The 15,562-nt window shown below is 32.8% G+C and carries 15 protein-coding genes and 1 pseudogene; 13 read left to right on the top strand and 3 right to left on the bottom strand.

Annotated features, from left to right (window positions below; genetic code table 11):
• From ABH957_RS24850 to ABH957_RS24810, 9 genes are all read left to right on the top strand, one after another.
• Complete coding sequence (locus tag ABH957_RS24850) at positions 1 to 702, top strand: response regulator transcription factor (RefSeq protein ID WP_000033680.1); 702 nt, start codon at positions 1 to 3, stop codon at positions 700 to 702.
• Positions 686 to 2,194, top strand: a complete 1,509-nt coding sequence (locus ABH957_RS24845) for a sensor histidine kinase (RefSeq protein ID WP_404512430.1) — start codon at positions 686 to 688, stop codon at positions 2,192 to 2,194. The genes ABH957_RS24850 and ABH957_RS24845 overlap by 17 nt, the downstream gene beginning before the upstream one ends.
• A 115-nt stretch (positions 2,195 to 2,309) precedes the next feature.
• On the top strand, positions 2,310 to 2,675 hold the full coding sequence (locus ABH957_RS24840) for a YxeA family protein (RefSeq protein ID WP_404512428.1): 366 nt from the start codon (positions 2,310 to 2,312) through the stop codon (positions 2,673 to 2,675).
• A gap of 200 nt (positions 2,676 to 2,875) precedes the next feature.
• Positions 2,876 to 3,637 (top strand): rod shape-determining protein MreC, encoded by a 762-nt coding sequence (gene mreC / locus ABH957_RS24835; protein ID WP_404457718.1) that lies wholly within the window; start codon positions 2,876 to 2,878, stop codon positions 3,635 to 3,637.
• 685 nt (positions 3,638 to 4,322) lie between these two features.
• Complete coding sequence (locus ABH957_RS24830) at positions 4,323 to 6,185, top strand: FtsX-like permease family protein (protein ID WP_404512426.1); 1,863 nt, start codon at positions 4,323 to 4,325, stop codon at positions 6,183 to 6,185.
• Positions 6,186 to 6,262: 77 nt separating this feature from the next.
• Positions 6,263 to 7,084 carry a peptidoglycan-N-acetylglucosamine deacetylase gene (locus ABH957_RS24825; RefSeq protein WP_002143531.1) on the top strand — a complete coding sequence of 274 codons (822 nt, stop codon included), beginning with the start codon at positions 6,263 to 6,265 and terminating at the stop codon, positions 7,082 to 7,084.
• A gap of 14 nt (positions 7,085 to 7,098) precedes the next feature.
• The gene (locus tag ABH957_RS24820) at positions 7,099 to 7,758 is read left to right on the top strand and encodes a YkyA family protein (RefSeq protein ID WP_404512448.1); all 660 of its coding nucleotides are present in this window, start codon (positions 7,099 to 7,101) and stop codon (positions 7,756 to 7,758) included.
• Between the two features lie 210 nt (positions 7,759 to 7,968).
• Positions 7,969 to 8,730: an ABC transporter ATP-binding protein gene (locus ABH957_RS24815; RefSeq protein ID WP_003192015.1), complete on the top strand. Its 762-nt coding sequence runs from the start codon at positions 7,969 to 7,971 to the stop codon at positions 8,728 to 8,730.
• A 15-nt stretch (positions 8,731 to 8,745) separates the two neighbouring features.
• Positions 8,746 to 10,593, top strand: a complete 1,848-nt coding sequence (locus ABH957_RS24810; protein ID WP_404491839.1) for an FtsX-like permease family protein — start codon at positions 8,746 to 8,748, stop codon at positions 10,591 to 10,593.
• A gap of 217 nt (positions 10,594 to 10,810) precedes the next feature.
• Here ABH957_RS24810 and ABH957_RS24805 read toward each other — a convergent pair whose 3' ends face one another.
• Complete coding sequence (locus ABH957_RS24805; RefSeq protein ID WP_002015777.1) at positions 10,811 to 10,990, bottom strand: cold-inducible protein YdjO-related protein; 180 nt, start codon at positions 10,988 to 10,990, stop codon at positions 10,811 to 10,813.
• 373 nt (positions 10,991 to 11,363) lie between these two features.
• On the opposite strand from ABH957_RS24805, the pseudogene ABH957_RS24800 reads away from it, so the two are divergent.
• From ABH957_RS24800 to ABH957_RS24790, 3 genes and pseudogenes are all read left to right on the top strand, one after another.
• Positions 11,364 to 11,534, top strand: a pseudogene (locus tag ABH957_RS24800) (FtsX-like permease family protein); the annotation flags it as partial.
• Between the two features lie 121 nt (positions 11,535 to 11,655).
• Positions 11,656 to 11,910 (top strand): hypothetical protein, encoded by a 255-nt coding sequence (locus tag ABH957_RS24795; protein ID WP_002164894.1) that lies wholly within the window; start codon positions 11,656 to 11,658, stop codon positions 11,908 to 11,910.
• Positions 11,911 to 11,962: 52 nt separating this feature from the next.
• Positions 11,963 to 12,727 carry a hypothetical protein gene (locus tag ABH957_RS24790; RefSeq protein WP_113938183.1) on the top strand — a complete coding sequence of 255 codons (765 nt, stop codon included), beginning with the start codon at positions 11,963 to 11,965 and terminating at the stop codon, positions 12,725 to 12,727.
• Positions 12,728 to 12,766: 39 nt separating this feature from the next.
• Here the strand turns inward: ABH957_RS24790 and ABH957_RS24785 are convergent, their stop codons facing one another.
• Positions 12,767 to 13,678, bottom strand: coding sequence for an Rpn family recombination-promoting nuclease/putative transposase (locus ABH957_RS24785; protein ID WP_404512424.1), 912 nt, complete (start codon positions 13,676 to 13,678; stop codon positions 12,767 to 12,769).
• 66 nt (positions 13,679 to 13,744) lie between these two features.
• Between ABH957_RS24785 and ABH957_RS24780 the strand changes: the two genes are divergently transcribed.
• Positions 13,745 to 14,434: a DUF7003 family protein gene (locus ABH957_RS24780; protein ID WP_404512422.1), complete on the top strand. Its 690-nt coding sequence runs from the start codon at positions 13,745 to 13,747 to the stop codon at positions 14,432 to 14,434.
• 79 nt (positions 14,435 to 14,513) lie between these two features.
• On the opposite strand, the gene ABH957_RS24775 is transcribed toward ABH957_RS24780, so the two are convergent.
• A complete protein-coding gene (locus ABH957_RS24775) occupies positions 14,514 to 15,416 on the bottom strand; it encodes a diacylglycerol/lipid kinase family protein (protein ID WP_404448399.1) in 903 nt (300 codons plus the stop codon).
• Positions 15,417 to 15,562: the final 146 nt, after the last annotated feature.

Here is a 15,562-nt window from a genome sequence, read left to right as displayed (position 1 = left end):
GTGAGTAAAGGAACGATACTAATCGTGGACGATGAGAAGGAAATTAGAAAACTTATTGCTATCTATTTAAAGAATGAAGGATACGAAGTATTACAAGCTGTAGATGGTGAAGAGGGGTTAGAAATAGTAAAGAAAAGAGACGTGCATCTAATTGTACTTGATATTATGATGCCGAAAATAGATGGCATTCATATGTGTATGAAAGTGAGAGAAATAGCGGAAATGCCTATTATTATGCTGTCGGCAAAAACGCAAGATATGGACAAGATTTTAGGGTTAACAACTGGGGCAGATGATTACGTAGCAAAACCATTTAATCCGCTGGAACTCATTGCTCGGATTAAATCACAACTTCGGAGATATATGAAAATGAGCGGGACAAGCGTAAAAGATGAAAGTGTATTTGAAGTTGGAGATATAAAGATAAATATAGTAACGCGTCAGGTCATTATTGCAAATGAAGAAGTGAAATTGACACCGAGAGAGTTTGAGGTATTAGAATTACTTGCACGAAATCAAGGAATGGTATTAAATGCAGCACAAATTTATGAAAGAGTATGGAAAGAACAAGCTTTCCAATCCGATAATACTGTGATGGTACATATTCGGAAAATACGCGAAAAGATAGAGGCGATTCCAAGAAAGCCTCGTTATATTAAAACAGTATGGGGAGTTGGCTACAAGATTGAGAAAGATATTTGAACCGATAATATGGATGAATCAAATTTTTAAAAAAATGATAGGTAAAACAGTGAGTTATTTGGAAAAAAGTATACGGATACAGCTAATTGCTACATTTACTTTCTGTACGTTACTCGGTGTATTAGTAGGATGGTCTTCATCTTCCTTTTTCGAGGATGCGAATAAAATTTCTATCATTGATTATGCATCAGGTATGGAAGCCATTGATGGACAGACACAATGGCTTGTTGGAAGTATAACAGAGGAAGGTAAGGAAATTAATATACAAGAACTGCTTGATCAATCGAATCATCAAAATCAACTGAAAATTTTAATAATAGATGAGAATGGGAAAGTCGTTTATAAAACAAAGGGAGCGTCAGAAGAACAAATCAATCTTCATGAGACGATGCGTAATGTGATGGATTTTAAAATGGATCAAGTACGATATGTAGAGGCGCAAAATTTAATTCAAGATGGAACTGAACAAAAGCGTAAGGAGTTTACAACTTTTTATCCGGTTACTGTTAATACGAAAAATATGTATATCATTGCAAGTGGTATACCACAAGGAAATGTGAAGTATATCGTGAATGATAGTAGCCCATTTCCATCTTTACTAGGTTTTATCACGTTTATACTATCTTTCTTTTATATAACGAAAAGGAAGATGAATCAGATTGAAGCGATGGCAGAAGGAGTAAGGGAATTTTCGAAAGGTAACTTACAATATAAAATCAAACAGGCAGGTCAAGATGAAATAGGGTTATTAACTTCAAATATTAATCAAATGGCAGAAAAGCTTTTGGCTAATATAGAAAAGGAAAAACAAATAGAGAAACAAAAAAGTGAATTGATTACAAATGTATCACATGATTTAAGAACACCACTTACTTCTATTATGGGGTATTTACGTTTACTAGGTGATGCAAAATATGAAAATAAAGAACAGCATGATGAGTATATAAAAATTGCTTTCTCAAAATCAGAGCAGTTGAAGATGTTAATAGAGGATTTGTTTGAGTATACAAAACTAACAGATGAAAATATGGCGTTAGATTCACAAGAAGTGTGTATGAATGAACTACTTGATCAGTTAATAGAAGAGCTAGTACCACAAGCGGAGGAGCATAATCTTTCTTTTGTGAAAGAATTTCAGGAAGATCGTATATATGCTGTTGTGGACTCAGAAAAAATGGTACGTGTGTTTGAAAATCTTTTAATAAATGCAATTAAATACAGTATAGATAAAGCAGAAATTCGAGTTTTACTTCAAAGAGAAGAACAGCATATCAAAATTTCTATAGCGAATCATAGTGAAGAATTTACAAAAAAAGAATTAGAGAATTTGTTTGAGCGTTTTTATAAAAAAGATCAATCAAGAAGTAGAGCTGTAGAAGGTTCAGGTTTGGGGCTTGCAATTGCAAAAAGCATTGTTGAATTGCACAAAGGAGAAATTCGAGCAGAATATGAAAATGGGGTTATTCAATTTATTATCTTATTGCCAATTTAATTAGAAGAGCATTAGGAAATTTGGTTACATTTTAATAAGTAATAGCGCCGCCGCTATTGATTTAGAGGAAGTCCTTTAAGGGGAAGTATCTGAGAAGAGGAGAATAGAAAGTTTCATGAAAAATATAAGTGCGTTTATCGTATTGATTATAGTTGGAGTTACATTACTTATCGGGAAAGGTGGACCGATTGTAGATCAACTCAATCCATTTATTAAAGAAGATGTTTATTATGCTGTTGTAGACAATGATGGTAAATTTGAGGCTAAGAAAGATGGTTTTGGTAGATGGCAATATAAATTCAAAGGATATAATGAATCCGGTCAAGAGCAAAAGATCGCGATGACTGCTTCAAAACATTTAAGAATAGGGTCATATTTAAAGATTAGATCTAAAGGAAGTTATGGTATGAAATGTGAGGAAGTACAAGTAGATGAAATACCTAATAAAGTAAAAGAGAAAGTACAAATAAAACATAATTAGTTATAGAAATTATAAGTTGCATTCCATGGATAAAGTAACGATCAAGCTTCGAATATAGTGGCAGTATATGATAATTTCTAAATTTTTTATAAAGAAGATAAAGTTTATCTGAACTTTATCCAAACTGCATTTCTTCTGTGTACAATGACTAGTATTCTATAGTATGTAGATAAAAAATAGTAAGGAGTAGCAGGATAATTATGCAGGTTTCTAAGAAGAAAATATTATTATTTCTTTCAATTATTCTTTTGGCTTTATTGATGGTGTATGTATGTACAAATAATAAGCATGTCCAAAATATTGTTCATAATATAGAAGACATCTATAAAGTATATAAAGAGAATCAGGTATTGAAAGGGAAAATTGAACATCAAGAATCGTTAAAGAGTAAAGTACAAATGTTAAGTGAGGAGAAAGAAAGCCTTACTAAAATTATCAACAAAACGAAAGAATTAAAGGAACAGGGAAAATATAATTTCATTCAAGCTAAAGTAGTAACCCGTGTAGCAGAAGAGTGGTATAGAGAAATTACTCTCGATAGAGGTTCACAACATGGTGTAAAGGCTGATATGGCTGTTATTACAGTGAACGGTTTTATCGGAAAGGTAGAGAGTGTAGATCAATATACATCTGTTGTGAAATTAATTACGAAAGATGAACGAACAAATCGTTTAGCAATCACCTTCCAAAATGATTCATCTATTTTAGGATTTGTTACAGGGTACGATAAGAAAAAACAAGCCCTTCGAATTGATAATATTCCATCAGATAAAGCGAAAGAAATAAAAATAGGTGATAGCGTTATTACCTCTGAATTAAGTCAGAAAATACCACCCGGTCTTGAAGTAGCAGAGGTGATAGAGCAAGAACCAGATCAATATGGTCTTGCTTATATTATTTATGCAAAACCAAAGGCAAATCTATATGATTTAGAAGATGTAATTTTAATAGAACCTAAATAATAGTTTTATATAGTGTCTATGAGAGGTGAATTAGAAACGAAGAGAATTAATGTAAAGTAAAGAGTAAGAGGGATAAGGGAAAATAAAATGGTACTAAATTTAATAATATGTAGTTATATCTTTATATCGTTTTTATTTTATCTTTATCTTATCTTTATCTTATCTTTATCTCGGACAATTATAATGAAGAGGTAAACTGATGATAAGTGCAAAGTTATTAAGTATTACAATGGGTCTTTTTTTGTCCATTTTTAATATTAATTATTTATATAACCTCTCCAGTAGGCTAGAAAACCTATACAATATCCTTCGAATTTATATTTGTAAATGCATTATTTGAGCGCGAGAATAATGGCTCTTCGAAAACGTTATTGACGCCATCTTCGTGAGAACAAAGTAATGGTATATGAATTGGGTTATAAAACATTTAATTCGTATATTATAATTTCATTAGAAATATACATTACAAAAATGTAAGGATAATGTAAGGGGAATGAATATTGCTGTTTGTAAAGAAAAGATAAAATGATAGTTAGTGTCTATAAAAATAGCATAATCGCAACACTGGCCATATGACAGGAGGCAATATGAAAAATTTAATATTTGATGAGAACGTTGTGCAAAAAGTGCATAGTAAAAAGGTGAATGTAGTACACCATACTGTAGAGAAGCGTGGGCATAGAGTATGTTATTAAAACTTTCTATTTCCAGTATGAAAAAAATGATAAAGGATTACATCGTTTTACTAATAGGTCTTGTAATCTCAATTTCTATATTTTATATGTTTCAAACGCTTGCGTTAAATAAAGAATTTACAATGAATAACAGCATTATTGGTTCAATTGTATTTGTATTTCAAATAGGATCTATTTTGGTGGCGTTTATTACCTTCTTTTATATTTTTTATGCAAACTCATTTCTCCTCTCACTCCGGCGGAAAGAACTTGGCATGTATCTTGTATTAGGAGCAAAAAAGAGTAAAATCAGCCAACTCTTATTTTTTGAGACGTTAGCCATGGGAATGATTTCACTAGTATTAGGTAGTGTATTCGGAGCTATTCTTTCTAATTTCATAAGTGGGTTTTTAACAAAACAATTGGAAATATCAGCTGAAGGTTATCAAGCTTTTTATGGTCCTGCATTCAAAATAACATTTATATTCTTCAGTGCATTGTTTCTGCTTACATCTGTTGTGAATGCAATTCGAATAACACTTAAAACAGAATTAGATTTAATTCGTACAGAGCAAAAGGCGGAGCAGATACGAAAAAAGGGTCCTGTCACAATGGCGTTAACTTTATGTAGTTTATTAGGACTAAGTGTAGGATATTATTTCGTAATCTTTGTAGGAATAAAAGGTGCTGGTGCCATTTTACTCCCATTATTCACAATTACATTGGGAACATACCTTATATTTATTTCTCTTTTACCCACGTTTGTTAATAGATTAAAAAAAACGCGCTATTTAAACGAAAAGAAATTAAATGCATTTACATTTGCACAATTGCAGTTCCGTGTAAGTAGTTTGACGAAAATATTAGGAACGGTAACGATGCTAATTGGACTAGGCGTGGGGGCAATGGCCGGTGGCATGTCTTTACAGAAAAATGTAATCCTTACAGCAGAAAAAATGCCAGGGTATGATATTACAATTCATGATCCAGAAGCAACGGATTATAAAGCTATGGAAAAAATGAAAATTATAGATAAAAAACAGTATAAATATAAAGTTGATAATGAGGCTGTTTACTATTTAAAAGAGGAATTATTAGAGAATCCTCCACTTCTATTCAGAAAGAAAGAGACAACACATATTTCTGAACAACTTCCATCTTCGAGCTATAGGATGTTTAAGGGAGAGGAAGTTGATCCATCTAGTTCTACGTTACCGATGAACTGGGACAAGATTGTGGATAGTGATTTTAGGTCGAATATTACTGTGTATGATCGTAAGCCTGTCTATATTGTCGATAAAAACCGTTATGAAACAATTCAAGGGAATGAGCATACGTTTTTTATTGCTAAAGTAGATAATATTTTACAGTATAAAACAGAGTTAAAAGAGATGGATAATCGTCAAATTGAAAAAATAGCTGCTGCCACTAATAGGCCTAAAGCAGATGTATATTTACCAACGAACTATGGTGATTATGAATCTATGCTCGCCTTTTCAAAAGGAACTTCCTTTATGGGATTCTTTTTAGGTCTTGCTTTTTTAGCTATGATGGCAAGTTGTTTAATGTTTAAAATCCTTTCTGGGGCTACGAAAGATATAGGGCGGTATGAGATGCTTCGAAAAATTGGGGTGCGTAAAGAATTACTTATAAAATCTATGTATAAAGAATTAGGTATCGTATTTCTATTTCCAGCAATATTGGGTCTCATTCATGTTTTGGTAGGAATGAACATATTTACATTTGTTAAATTTTTTGTGAATCCATATGTGAACATATGGATGCCGATTTGTATATTCCTAGGAATTTATATAGTCTACTATTTAATCACTGTACAATTATATAAGAGGATTGTTCTTCCGAAGGAAAGATAAATATATAACGAGGAAGACTTGAAAAGCTAGATTAATATTTCATTAATAAGTAAGGGATGTAGAAAGGAATTAATAGAATGGGGAAATTGTTAAAGGTAAAAAACATAGTTGTAATGACAGTAGCTACAGTTGTAGTGGGAGGAGCTTTTTTCGTATTTCAATCGATAACCTCACCTGCAAAAGCGATAGCAAATCAAGAAAATTCAGTTCAGTATGCAAATGAACAAATAAAAGTGGAAATGAATAAGGTAGCACCAACGCAATTTAATGGTCAAACTAGGAAAATTGCCTATCTTACTTTTGATGATGGTCCAGGAAAGTATACGGCACAGTTACTAGATATATTAAAGGAAAATGATGCGAAAGCAACATTTTTTCTAATCGGTCAAAATGTAAAATCATATCCTGATTTAGTAAAACGAGAAGAAGTAGAAGGACACTATGTGGGAATGCATAGTATGACGCATAATAACAAGAAATTATATGCCCAGGGTGGCTATGTAGATGAAATGAAAGAGGATCAAAGTTTAATTGCTAGTATTCTTGGACATGCTCCAAAACTAACACGTCCGCCATATGGTTCGAAGCCTGGGTTACACGAAGAACTTCGTAATAAAGTTGTAGAAAATGGTCTTAAAGTATGGGATTGGACAATTGATTCATTAGATTGGGAATACAGTGGAATGCCAATAAATACAGCAACAGCAAAAATTGTTCAAAATGTACTGGCTGGTGCGACAGATCAAAAAGAAGTGATTTTGATGCATGACATTCATCCGCAATCCGTTGCAGCAGTACCTGCTATTATTAAAGGGTTAAAAGAAAAAGGGTATGAATTGGAAGCGTATCATGAAGATGATCATTTCCCATTGAACTTTATGCATGATAAACGTATGTAACATAGGAGGAACTGATATTGATTTATAAAGCGTTAACGATTACGGGAATTATATCTATAAGCTTATTGACAGGGTGTTTTGGCGCAAAGCCAGAAGCAGAATTGTACGTCGCATTTGAAAACGCGATGAAGCAAGAAAAGATGGTTTCTGAAGATGCGAAAAAACTAGAGGTCTTAGAAAAACAAGGTCAAGAGTTATACAATCAAATTATAAATGATGGTAAAGATAGTAACCAAGCAATTATGCCGAAGCTAGAGCAAGCTACAAAAAGTATTGATGAACGTGAAAAAGTATGGAACAAAGAAAAAGAAGCTTTTGGAAAAGCACAAGAAGAAGTAAAATCAGTTCATAAAACTATAGATAAAATGGAAGATGCAGCTCTTCAGAAACAAGCAAAAAACATACAGGATATTTATAAAAAGCGTTATGCATCTTTTAGTAAGATAAATGATTCGTATCAAAAGTTAATGAAATCTGAAAGAGAATTATATAAAAGCTTAGGTGAAAAAGAAACGAACTTAAAAAAGGTTAGTGAAAAGATTAAAGGTGTAAATCAAATGAATGAGGACATTCGACGAGAAAAAGAGAAATTTAATAGATATACACAAGAATATAACAAAGAGAAATTAGATTTTTATAAACAAGCGAAAATTAAGATGAAAGAGGAGAAATAAATACTTTATTTCTTACTCCAAAATAGAATAGAGAAATCAAAAGTCCCAAGCTACTAGCCTTGGGGCTTTTTCATATTCTTAAAGAAATGTTAAGAATATCCGCTGCTATTTATTAAGAAATGCTATCTATACTTAGAAATGGGTTAAGAAGTGCTCGGAAAATATGTAGGGAAAATAAAAGATAGGAAAAAGAAGTGTAGGAGGATATATATGAAAGCATCAGTTGTAGAGGTAAAGAATGTACAAAAGGTATACGGTAAAAAAGATGAGAGTCAATCACATGCACTAAAGAATGTATCGTTCTCAATTCAAGAGGGTGAATTCGTTGGAATTATGGGACCATCTGGTTCAGGAAAAACAACATTATTGAATGTAATTTCTACATTAGATAAGGCAACAGGTGGAATTGTTGAAATTGCTGGAATAGATATTACGAAAATGAAGCAGGGAGAATTATCTGATTTTCGCTCAGAGACACTAGGGTTTATCTTTCAAGATTTTAACTTACTTGAAAATTTATTAATCTATGAAAACATTGCATTACCGCTTTCTCTGCAAGGCGTTCATTCGAAAAGAATTGAATCAAAGGTGAAAAAGGTAGCAGAAATGTTAGGGATTTCAGAGATTCTTCAAAAATATCCGTCCGAAGTATCTGGTGGACAAAAACAACGTTCGGCAGCGGCCCGTGCACTTGTACATGAGCCAGCCATTATTTTAGGAGATGAGCCAACAGGAGCGCTTGATTCTAAAAATGCGAAAAGTTTATTAGAGTCGATGACCAACTTAAATGAAGAACAGGATGTTTCGATTATGATGGTTACACATGATCCATTTAGTGCGAGTTACTGCCGACGTATTTTATTCATCCAAGACGGAGAACTGTATAAAGAAATTCATCGCAGAGGTACGCGTGATGAGTTTTATAAAGAAATTTTAGATGTGCTTGCGGATTTAGGCACACAAAAAGCATAAGAAAGAAGGTTCAACATGTTATTCAAACTTTCCATGTCGGGAATAAAAAGTAAACGAAAAGACTATATGGTCTTATTAGTTGGGCTTATTATGTCTATTTCAATTTTTTATATGTTTCAAACGTTAGCGTTAAATAAAACGTTTATTGAAGGGAATTCTATGGATGGGATTTTTTCCGTCTTTCAAACGGGCTCATTTTTATTAGGATTTATTACATTATTTTATATTTTATACGCCAATTCATTTTTATTATCACTTCGGCAAAAAGAATTTGGTATGTATATGGTATTAGGGGCAAAAAAGCATAAAATTACATTGCTCATGTTTATTGAAACAATTGTATTAGGAATAGTATCTCTTATAGTAGGTGTGATAGTCGGTATAATCTTGGCACAAGGTGTTGGACATTTACTGATGAAGGAGCTGGAATTTACTGGCGGTGGTTATCATGCATTTTATGTACCATCAATCGTTGTTACTTTCATCTTTTTCATTGCATTATTTATGTTGTCCGCAATTATGAATGGTATGAAACTAGTGCGTAATTCGCCATTACAACTCGTTCACTCCAATAGTCAAACAGAGCGTACGTTTATTAAAGGGAAACTAACAAGTATAGTAGCACTTTTATCAATTATTTTATTAGCAGTTGGCTATGTTTCGATGATTTATATGAAGGAGCTAAAGGAATCAGGATTTATCATTGCAACAATTACAGTAACATTAGGAACTTACATGCTATTTGCATCATTCCTTCCCATTATTATTAATAAACTAAAAGCGAATAAAAATCGTAGTGAAAAAGGAATCAATGTGTTTACGTTTGCTCAGTTAAGTTTTTCTATTAATAGCTTAACGAAAGTATTAGCAACAGTGACGATGTTAGTTGCTCTTGGTGCGGGTGCAATCTCCAGTGGTATGGCGTTAAAAAATAATGTTACAAATATAGTGGAGAGTGCAGAATACTATGATGTCGAAATTAAAAATCCCACAGCAGAAGAAAAGAAAATACTAGATAGTATTACATTTAAAGAAAAGAATGAATATCGATACAAAGTAGATGAGCAGTTTATTTATCAATTGAAAGAAGATTTGGAAAGAAAGCGTCCGCTAACACGTACTGGAAATGACAAGAATAGTAGCCGATTCATTCCTGTTTCGAGGGAACTAATTGCGGGATCCGTTTTAAGTCATAGCCAAGAAAAAAATGAGAATAATACCAATGTAATTCCAGAAGAATGGGGAAATGTTTTACGGTCTCTTCAAAAGACATATATGAATCCTAGTCAAAAGATAAAAATTGTAGATCAAAAGATGTATGATGGGATACAAGGTAAAGAAGAAATTATAATACTGGGGAAAACGGACAATTTTATAACGTATAAAGAAGAATGGAAAAAAATTGATGAATTAGAGCTAGCTAAATATAAAGATATGAAAGAAGTACATCTTTTGAGTAAATATATGCTGTATGAAGGATATTACAGTACTTACAGTGGAACAGTATTTATGGGTTTTTTCTTAGGCATAGCTTTCTTAGCGATGTTGGCAAGTTGTTTAATGTTTAAAATTCTTTCTGGTGCTTCAAAAGATATTATTCGCTATCAAATGCTTCGTAAAATTGGTGTACGTTATGAGCTATTAACGAAATCAATTTATAAAGAGTTATTTTTCATTTTCTTATTCCCAGCGATCGTAGGTATAACGCACGTATTAGTCGGAATGAACATGTTCTCGTTCTTAATAGATAATCCATATTTCCGTATTTGGCTGCCGATTATTATTTTCTTAGTCATTTATGTGTTTTATTATTTCATTACAGTTCAATTGTATAAAAAAATTGTTCTTCCGAAAGAAGTGTAGTGTGTAGTGAATAAGGGGGATGATGAATCGAGCTAAATTTAGGGGAATATTATATGGAATTTATAGTGATGAAGAAGTTATAAATTCAAAAAAGCAGCTATTCTACGTAATAGCTGCTTTTTTCATTATTTGTAATTAGGAAGCAACTTGTACTGTAGATAAGGAGAAACAAAATCCTCTATTTTTTCAGTATATAAAAGATAAAGAGGGAAAGGTATTATAACTTCTGTAGTAATCGTTCGCCGCTTTTCATGTCGCCTTTACACAACGGGCATTGTGGCTTATCTTCTAAAGAAAAGTTTTTACGCATCCATCCAAGGCAGTCGTCTGCTTCGCATTCCCACACAGCAATTGCTTCTGGTTCTTCTACAGGTTTATCATTTTTTCTCCAATACATGTGATCGCTTCTTTAATTTGAAAAGTTTTTCGGAAAAAACAAAAAAGGTTGTTAACGTTTTTTGTTAACAACCTTTTATTTATTCATTATACTGTATTTTTTAAAAAATGCGAAGGTTAGTAATTGTTAAAGTATAGCGAAATAGCGATTATACAAGCTCAGGATTATAAATCATCGTTGAACGCCTTAGTAATAATTCAATTTGACACGGTGTATGCCGTCAACCTTCTCCGCATGTTTCTACCTCTTTTTCTTCTCTTATTTCAATTAAGATAAGCCTAAAGAACTATAAAGGAAAATGAGTATACTATCAAAAAAAATTTTAAGAGAACTGAATTAAAATAGATTTAATATGAGTAATTGAGGAATATATCCATTAGTAGTTAGAGTTTCACATAGTTTATTTGTGCTAAAATGCTTATCGGCAGTACTTCCGTATGAAATTGCAGTCCCGTTATTAATTAGTATTGGTCTGTATGGCACCATGTATATTGGCTATTATTTCTTAACGGTTCGTTCTTATTTTCGGATTGTTAAGGAATAAAAATAGTGATGAAATTTCTCGTGAAACGAAAGGAAACATAGTGGGAATTATGTTCTCTTTCGCTTTTTTATTAGTTAAAATGAAGTGTGTATGACAATGGTATTTAAATGGAGTGTTATAATTGGGGATTTTAATTATAGTAGGATGCCTATTAATAGGCATCATTTTGATTGGCCTAAGCATTTATAGATTTGTAAAAGAAATAAAAGAAAAAGATTCAAAGAAAGATAAATGGACAGTAGTGGCACAAAATATTCTAGAGCTATTTAGTGATCCGCTGCACGGAGCACCGTTCTACTTTTTAATTGGTGCGCTCTTTTTTGTAGTGGGGCTTTTATTTCTCTCTATGGGAATGGGCTGGGTTGAAATTAATTAGTTGGTACTAGAGAATTAATTATATAGTCGTAGCGTTAAGAAGGAGAGAGTAAATGCCAATTATAAGAGATATCCAATTAAGTTTTCTAAAAAGAAAAGAGAATATAAGTAGCCTAGAAGTATTACAATTAACATCCTCAAGCAATTATGAGGAAGAGATATCTTTTTTACAAGAAACGAGCTGTATTACTTCTTTATACGAGCGACATATGCCAAAGCTAAGAACAGACTATGAAAAAGGTATTTTGATTTACTGTGTGGATGATATTTCATTATTAAATCAGTGGGAGAAGAAATATCGAATTTTCCCTGAATATATGAATGCTTTTGTAGAGTATGGGAGTGAAAAGGATTTTTCGTATTTATTAGAGCGAGAGAAAAAAGAATTAGCTCTTCGTATTGTACACTCTGAAATGAAGAATTTAGCTGTGAAATATGATTGGGATATAGAGGCGTTAGAAAAAGCATACAATCAGATACTGGATTTGGATTATAAAAATGAACTTGCATATATAAAGAAGAGTAGTCCAAATAAAAAATATGTATGTAGTATAATTTGTCAGCATGAAGTGGCTTATGCTGATATTTACTTAGAAATAAGGGAGTATAGAACTAGAAGGTTAATTAGAAAAGACAAACTTATTAGAGAAGAAGACATGTATAAAATGTTTAATCATGTTAGTGACGTGGCTTGGAAGTTAAACCATAAAGTGATGTTGATGAACGACAAAGGGAAAAATATATGGATGTTAACCTTTTTAGAGAAAAATGAGCCAGCTAATTTAGTTTGGAAGATTGAAAGAATTGAGGAAAGTTGATGAAAAAGAGCTTGAAACCATTCAAGCTCTTTTTCATTATTATTTATGTCTTAACATGCGTTCAACTTCATGTACACTTAATTTGCTTGCTTGAGAAATCGTTTCAAGAGGGATACCAAGTTCATACATACCTTTAATCATTTGTATTTTTCCTTGTTGAATCCCTTTTTCCATCCCCTTTTCTATGCCTCTTTTCATTCCTTCTTTCTCTGCGTGGGCAAATTTTGCAGCCTCATCCATTAAAACCTTTTCCCTCGCTTCATAGGCTTGGCGAAAAGAAGAATCTTGACTCATACGTTCCCATTTATTTATCGCTTTTTGTAAAATAGGATCTTGGTTCATAGCAATATCCTCCAATGTTTTAGTTAAGTGTTCATCCTCATTTGCTGAAAGTAATAAAAGCCAACGAACAAATGGATCTTTCCATGGATTTACTTTTTCTTCATGCCATTGTTCTGTTAACTTTGGGATTTCTACAATGTGAATTTCTATGTCATCACTTAGGAGTTTCTGTTGTTGTGTATTCCATAATGTGCCCATTGTATGAAATTCTTTGTGATCTAAAAACATTATGAAGTTCAATAAATTAATGGTGATGGTTTTACGAAGTGCACTGTATGGCATGCCTTTTTGTAATTGAGATGTGTATAATTTTCCCCAATAATATAAACTGCGTTTCATCATATCGTGATTATTATTGAGCTGTATTTCGACATTTACTTTTGTCCCTGTGTTTAACGTAGCTGAAATGTCTAGAATTGATAATTTATCATTTGCGTGTGCCCGGTGTAAATGCGGATCTTCTAGTTGTAGAGAAGCGATGGGTGATTCTAAAGAATCTTGTAACATGGCATTTAAAAATGCAATTAGAATATCTTCACTACCATTCGTACCAAACAATTGTTTAAATGCAAAATCAATGCGTAAATTAACTAACTGTTGGTTGAACACAGCTTTTCCTCTCCCTTGTATATCAGGTTGCCTCTTTCCCTCATTGTACCTAAAAAGAACTAGGTCATGCAAACAGACCCTTCTGCTATTTTGAAGCTATTAGATAGAAAGCAAAGTAACTATGAATTTCCTGCCTTTGATAATGAATATATGGATATTTCGCAAGTGAAATTTTCTCTTTTCTTTAAAGATACTAAGGATTGGTTAATGGTGTTTCAAATTGTCGGTGTAGGTTCATTAGGTGTATTTAATGATATTCAAGTATATGGCAATAGAATGAATCATTCAATTGGTGATGACGGTATTTTGCAAGTAAAAGATGGAGATTATGAATTATTTGATAATAAAGGTGAATTTATACCGGATATTCATAACGGTAGTTTAAAAATTCGCGATCATCATTTTGAATATCAATTTACAGAAGAAGATTATGCGAATAATGGAATAGAAGTGAAAACGAAAGAGTCTTGTCCAACATATTTCCTGCGTATGCTTGCTACTAATGAAGAAGCTAGAAAGTTATTATGGTGGGATAAAGAAGAAATTTTAGAAGAGTTGGGTTTAAAAGGTGATTGGGAAGTAGCTTATGAAACGGAAGAGTGGCAACATGTTGAAGAAGAGAAAGTAAGTGAAAATGAATTCTTCCAATCAGTAGCTGCAGCGATAGAGGAGCAAGATCCAAGTGTTATTGTAGATAAGGATGCTAATACGCACTGGAAAAATTGGGTGGAGTTTGATTACGAAAATTTATATTAAAAATTAAAGAGTAGATCAAAATGCCTTGCTAATAAAAAAGACGGGCCAAAGTGTTGAAACTTTAGCTCGTCTTTTTGCATTACACAACCGCAGGATTATAAATCATCGTAAAGTGCCCTTGTAATAGTTCAATATGACAAGGTGTATGAAGCGAACTTTCTCCATCTGTATCTACTTCTTTTTCTTCTTCTGTTTCAATATGAATGGATTTTGCTTTTACGTGGAAGATATCATTTTCATTTGTGTCTTCAAATAATTTCTTTCCGATATAATCTTTAAATGCTTGGATGCCTGTGGATTTTACGACGAAAATATCAAGTGTTCCGTCATCGCATTTCACGTTCGGAATAAAGGACGGGATACCACCAAGATATTCACCGTTTCCAACCATAACAAGGACAGCTTCGTCTTCATATACTTGTCCGTCGTAAGTAATTTTTACTGGGAATGTTTCAGCGTTTTTGACAGTTCGAATGGTACTTAAGTAGTAACCGATTTTACCAAGCTTTGCTTTCTCTTCTGCATCAATATTGTTTGATACTTCAGATACGAGTCCAATGCCCCAGAAGTTTAAGAAGTGTTGTCCGTTTGCTTTTGCGACATCAATTGGTTTTACATGTTCTTTTGTAATGAGTTTCGCTGCTTCTGCAATATTTTGCGGAACACCAAGTGTGCGAGAGAAGTCGTTGCAAGTTCCGCCTGGAATGATTGCAAGTGTAGGTCTAGTTTCAAGAGGGGCTAAGCCGTTTGTGCATTCAAATACAGTTCCATCACCACCAAAGACGATAATTAAATCTACTTTACTAGCAAACTCCTGACAATATTTTGTTGCATCACCTTGCTTTTTCGTATGAAGGATATGTAAGTCAGGAAAAGCTGCGGCAAGTGGTGGTACGATTTTCGTTAAGTTTGTATGTAAATCGCCTTGTCCAGCTTTTGGATTTACGATGAGGAGTACTTTTTTAAATTTTGTCTTTGTCATTCTTCATCTCTCCCTTTGTTTTTATAAATTACGGTAGAAATAAAACTTCCACCAATAATGCATGGAAGCTTATTTGATCCCGCTATTCGCGGGCCAATAATCATTGGGAATGGACAAAAATCCCAATGATTAAGGTTTCATTTTAT

The organism is Bacillus sp. RC242 (genome assembly GCF_044908245.1).
Classification (GTDB): Bacteria; Bacillota; Bacilli; order Bacillales; family Bacillaceae_G; genus Bacillus_A; species Bacillus_A mycoides.
This window is presented reverse-complemented; position numbering and strand designations above follow the sequence as displayed.